We start from the raw sequence: 4,733 nt of genomic DNA, 5'->3' as shown, positions 1-4,733 counted from the left end.
TAGAAAATAAATCTCCACTTACTGGAGTATCTTCGTTTGTACTTACTGTTTCATTAGCATCTACAATAGCATCCGTTACGGGATCTACATTAATAGTAACTACTGCTGTAGTACAATCTCCATCAGCATCACAAATCTCATAAGTTAATTGATCTGAACCGCTGTAATTAGCATTAGGTGTATAATCAATAGTGTCGTCCGTTGGATCATTCGGTGTAGTTCCATCATTTACCGTTGCAATTCCGTTGGTTGGACCACTCGTTATTGTAACTGCACTACTACTTGGTCCATTATCTCCAAAATCATCGTTACTTAAAATATTAATAGCTATTAATTCGTCTTCATTTACACTTACTGTATCAGCAACAGCCACAGGCGTGTCGTCAGAAAAACAAAAACTAATATCTTGAATAGCAGAACCATGAACAGTCCCAGCATTACAAGCTGTACATTCATCCCAAACTAAAGTAATGGAGTTTATACCATTTAAACTTGAAAAAGACACACCAACTTCATCATTATCTCCAAAAGTACTATTATCATTGGAATCAATAAAACCAAAGTTATTAGTAGTATATGATGGATTAGCAGATTCGGTAAACAATGGAAAAAGTGTACTTCCTCCGACTTCAGAGGCTGAAATCGTATAAGCGTCTCCGTTGGGACCAGCACCATTAATATGCGACAAATCAAATTCAACTTCATTTACAGGTTGAGAAAAAGCAATTGTAATTGTTATTCCTGAGGCGTCAAATCCACTAGTAAAAAACTGTAAAGCTTCAATACCATTATCTACATTTACTTCAGGTGTATTACCCGTACCAAAATTCCACGCTGATAATGTAGAAGTATCTCCTGTAAATGTAATGGTAGAATTTAAGCCTGTTCCCGAAATATCATTAAACGTATTTGATAAAGCGCCATCAGGCGTCCAATCAAATTCACTATTGCTTGTTGGTGCTGTTTCCCACACCAACGTTCCCGAAATCCCTCCTAAACAAGGATCTACTAATGTAATTCCTAGAGTGGCTTGATCGGAACTAACACCTAAATCATCCTCTACCGAAAATAAAATAGATGCATCACCAACATAGTCCTTTTCAGGAGTAAAGACTATACCTCCACTATTATCAACAGTATAAACACCTACTCCACTAACAACTAATGGACTACCCACAACACCTTGATTACTTGGATCATTAGGATCAATCAGTCTAACTGTAGTTGGGTCTAAATTACCATCTGAATCACCTGAACCTGTTAGCACGTTACCAGTAAACAAGTTATTAGAACTTATAACATTTCCATTATTATCCATAACAAATGGCGGCTCGTTTACATTTGTAGTGTTTTCAACATCAAAAGTAACCTCACCAAGAAACGTCATAGAATTCTGTCTATTATTACTATTATTAGAACTTCCATTTCTAAAATTAATAGTACTAATATTAGTATAATTAACCCTTACCGCGAATTGAGTATCTCCTGGACTAATACCTGGAGCAAAATCAGTATCACTTTGAAACCTAGTCCAAACTCCATTTTGAGAAACAACCAATTCTGTAGCAGGCGTATTACCTCCTTCTATCGTGTATGAATCTGTAATTATTACTTCAAAATATTCAAAACCATCAACATCAATAGCCTCTACAGCAAAACTTTCCAATCTAGCCCTTACACCTACATCATTTGCATCAGTAACAGTACCATCTAACACAAACTCTATTTGCCACTCTACATAGCCATCACCAGCTCCAGTATTTACTGTAGGCTCAAATCTGTCATCTACTCCAAGTGTTGAATCGACGGTAAAAGAATCCGCATTTGGCTCATCTACATTAACTTTATCAACAATTGTTACAATAGCATCTATTAAAATACCATCCGCAGAAAACTCTATATCTTGGTAAATGTATTTTGCACCTATTTGCTCATCTGCAGCTCCATTAGCTAATAACGTAGGACCTTGAGATAAATTAAATGTCGGTTGCGTTTGACCAAACGTATTTAAACTATTTAAAAGAAAACAACCTATAACTAAAAGAAATAAATTTAATTTTAAGGCAGTGGAGTATCGAGTAAAATTTACCATATTATAAGGGGGTGAATTATAAAAATCTTTTTATTAGGTTTACAAAATAATCATACAAAAGCAAGTCTTTAAAACTATAGTTTTAAGAAAAATACTATACAAAATAATACTAGCGCTAAATTAAAAAAAAATTAACACTATTTAACAATTAAAAAATTATTAATTAAAATCTTTAAAAGATTATAAATAATAACATAAACTAATAATATAGACACAAAAAAAATATCAAAGTCACAAAAATACTTTATAAGAAGTATATTTGCCAAAATTTAATTTTATGTCTTTTTTAAAAGAAATACAACGCAGACGAACTTTCGGAATTATCTCACATCCAGATGCAGGTAAAACGACTCTAACCGAAAAGCTATTATTGTTTGGAGGCGCCATACAAGAAGCTGGTGCCGTAAAGAGTAATAAAATAAAAAAGGGAGCCACTAGTGATTTTATGGAAATAGAACGCCAACGTGGAATATCGGTAGCTACATCGGTATTGGCTTTTGAATATAATGGCATTAAAATTAATATACTAGATACACCGGGACATAAGGACTTCGCTGAAGACACATTTAGAACATTAACCGCTGTAGATAGTGTTATTGTTGTTATTGACGTTGCAAAAGGTGTAGAGGAACAAACCGAAAAACTGGTTGAAGTTTGCCGCATGCGTAACATACCAATGATTGTATTCATTAATAAAATGGATAGAGAGGGAAAAGATGCTTTTGATTTATTAGACGAGGTTGAGCAAAAACTCGGTTTAAAGGTAACACCCCTTAGTTTTCCTATTGGTATGGGCTACGACTTTAAAGGGATTTATAATATATGGGAGAAAAACGTAAATCTTTTTAGTGGTGATAGTAGAAAGGATATAGAAGAAACTGTTGAGATTTCAGATTTATCTTCGCTAGAATTAGATAAACTAGTTGGACAAGAAGCCGCTAATACTTTAAGAGAAGAAATAGAATTAGTAGAAGGTATTTATCCTTCCTTTAATAAAGAAGATTATTTAAATGGCCAACAGCAACCTGTCTTTTTTGGTTCGGCATTAAATAATTTTGGAGTTAGAGAACTATTAGACTGTTTTGTTGAGATTGCCCCAAAACCAAGACCAAAACAAAGCGAAGAACGCCTAGTAAAACCAGACGAAAATAAATTTAGTGGTTTTGTTTTTAAAATTCATGCCAATATGGATCCTAACCACCGCAATAGGCTAGCTTTTATAAAAATTGTTTCTGGTGAGTTTAAGAGAAACACTCCGTACTTACATGTGCGTCATAACAAAAAAGTGAAATTCTCAAGTCCAAATGCTTTTTTTGCTGAGAAAAAAGAAATAGTAGATATCTCGTATCCTGGCGATATTGTTGGCCTACAAGATACCGGAACATTTAAAATAGGCGATACATTAACAGAAGGCGAAGTATTAAATTACAAAGGTGTACCTAGCTTTTCTCCAGAACATTTTAGATACATAAATAATGCCGACCCTTTAAAATCTAAACAACTATATAAAGGTATAGACCAGTTAATGGACGAAGGTGTTGCTCAATTATTTACATTAGAGCTAAACGGTAGAAAGGTAATTGGAACGGTTGGCGCTTTGCAGTACGAAGTAATACAGTATAGGCTAGAACACGAATATGGTGCAAAATGTACCTATGAAAACTTAAATGTTTATAAAGCATGTTGGGTAGATCCTAAAAATGCAAAAACAGATGAATACAAGGAATTTGTTAGAATTAAACAACGTTTTTTAGCCAAAGACAAGCAAAACCAGTTAGTGTTTCTTGCAGATTCTGCATTTTCGTTACAAATGACGCAGCAGAAATATCCAAATATTAAACTGCACTTTACTTCAGAATTCGAATAATATTAAAATAAATAAACAATAAAACCATTTTAACAAAAAGGCTAATAACCAATAAGGCACTTAACGTAATAGTCAATCCCAAATTGATAGAAAAATGAAAATTGAGTCTAAAAAATTTAAAACACAAGACCTTACAGTAACTTACGACCCTGGAATATGTAAACTATCTGGAATTTGTTCAAAAGACCTTTCGGAAGTATTTAGCGATAGTATAATCCCTTGGATAAATTTAGAACATACCGATACAGATAAAATAATTAAGCAAATAAAAAAATGTCCTTCTGGTGCATTAAAGTTTCGATTAAAAGAAAAAGCTACCTATTAAATTTTTAATCTATTTCTTTAAAAATTTATCCAAAAATCAGATAAAATCAAAATAAAACGATTTAAGAGTATTTTACAGACCAATACAACCTCATACATGTAAAATTCTTTTAAATAGCTTAAACATACATTTATGAAGGGCGGTTTTTTGTGAACTATAATTTAAATTTATTAAAAATAATTTTTACATAATAAATTATTATTTTGAAGAAAGAATTATAAATACCTTCCAAAAATCAAAAAAAAAGCAGGACGTATAAAAATATATGTCCTGCTTTTTTATTTCTAAAAAACCTAATACCTTAAAAAAAAAAATTATATTTCTCAATGAAATTTAAAATAGCAAGTTGGTCCAAAATTTAATGACATTGGTGGTTTCTCATAAAGAATTATTTTGAGCACCACTATTAATAAAAATAGATACAATTAAATTACCTAAGATTATGCTTG

The 4,733-nt window shown here is 32.2% G+C and carries 3 protein-coding genes; 2 read left to right on the top strand and 1 reads right to left on the bottom strand.

What is annotated here, in order from left to right; genetic code table 11:
- Positions 1 to 2,092, bottom strand: a 2,092-nt coding sequence (locus tag BMY96_RS15785) for an Ig-like domain-containing protein (protein WP_245750674.1), incomplete at its 3' end; no start/stop codon positions are given.
- Positions 2,093 to 2,369: 277 nt separating this feature from the next.
- Here BMY96_RS15785 and BMY96_RS15780 point away from each other — a divergent pair.
- Positions 2,370 to 3,959 (top strand): peptide chain release factor 3, encoded by a 1,590-nt coding sequence (locus BMY96_RS15780; protein ID WP_092853959.1) that lies wholly within the window; start codon positions 2,370 to 2,372, stop codon positions 3,957 to 3,959.
- Between the two features lie 94 nt (positions 3,960 to 4,053).
- Positions 4,054 to 4,284 (top strand): (4Fe-4S)-binding protein, encoded by a 231-nt coding sequence (locus BMY96_RS15775; RefSeq protein WP_092853957.1) that lies wholly within the window; start codon positions 4,054 to 4,056, stop codon positions 4,282 to 4,284.
- Positions 4,285 to 4,733: the final 449 nt, after the last annotated feature.

This window comes from Algibacter pectinivorans, from assembly GCF_900112595.1.
GTDB lineage: Bacteria > Bacteroidota > Bacteroidia > Flavobacteriales > Flavobacteriaceae > Algibacter_B > Algibacter_B pectinivorans.
This window is presented reverse-complemented; position numbering and strand designations above follow the sequence as displayed.